At 32.3% G+C, this 1,082-nt stretch carries 1 protein-coding gene; it reads right to left on the bottom strand.

All coding sequences use genetic code 11. The features are described 5' to 3' along the window. Nucleotides 1-250 precede the first annotated feature (250 nt). Nucleotides 251-532, bottom strand: a complete 282-nt coding sequence (locus tag ACP6PK_RS16330; protein ID WP_426560859.1) for a hypothetical protein — start codon at nucleotides 530-532, stop codon at nucleotides 251-253. Between the last annotated feature and the right edge of the window lie 550 nt (nucleotides 533-1,082).

Here is a 1,082-nt window from a genome sequence, read left to right as displayed (position 1 = left end):
AGCATTAATTAACCATGATCGAAAAGTTTTATTATCTGTAAATTGACGATATTCTGCTGTATTAGACAGGGATTTTACTACGGATAGCTCACACAGATTTTGCCAGGGATGACGGATTATTAAGCGCTTTTATCTCCCTCGTAGTCAAGATTAAATAGAGTATTAATTAACCATGATCGAAAAGTTTTATTATCTGTAAATTGACGATATTCTTCTGTGCTAGACAAGGATTTTGCCACGGATGAACGGATTATTCAGCAGTTTTATCTTGATTATAGTTAAGATTAAATGAAGCATTAATTAACCATGATCGAAAAGTTTTATTATCTGTAAATTGACGATATTCTTCTAGATGTTCACGAATATAACGTCTTAATTCTTGACTGAATTTATTTTCAAAGGTAAGTTGAGCATTTTGCGGGTTACTATAATTTCTAGCATTTTGATATTCTCCATCTTCTCTGACTTTTTCTGGCAACTCTTCTAATAAAAATTTCCACGTTTTATCCTCATTTTGCCACGGATCGTTCACACAGATTTTGCCACGGATACATAGATTATTAAGCTGTTTTATTTTGGTTATAGTCGAGATTAAATAGAGTATTGATTAACCATTCTCGAAAATTTTTATTGTCTGTAAATTGACGATATTCTTCTAAATTTTCGCGAATATAACGTCTTAATTCTTGACTGAATTTATTTTCAAAGGTAAGTTGAGCATTTTGCGGGTCACTATAATTTCTAGCATTTTGATATTCTCCATCTTGTCTGACTTTAAGTGCGGTGATATTCTTTGGGTTTGCCTTCTGAATATTGGGAGTCTTGGATGAGACTTTGATAGATGGTATTTTCGAGATATTTTTCAGTAATGTCGGGAGTCATTTCAGTTATTGGTTAAATGTAGGTTGGGTTGAGGTACGAAACCCAACTTTTTGAAGTCAGAAGTTTGAAGTTGGTATTTACATCTATATATATCGCATGGCAAAAATTTAGGTGGAAAATTTCGAGTCATATCTATATCTATATATTATATGTCGGCAAAATTTTGGTTTGCTGGAGAAAGGGAAAATTTCAGATTTACC

Source organism: Dapis hubbardiae BLCC-M172 (genome assembly GCF_050016015.1).
In the GTDB taxonomy this organism is placed as follows: domain Bacteria; phylum Cyanobacteriota; class Cyanobacteriia; order Cyanobacteriales; family Microcoleaceae; genus Trichodesmium.
This window is presented reverse-complemented; position numbering and strand designations above follow the sequence as displayed.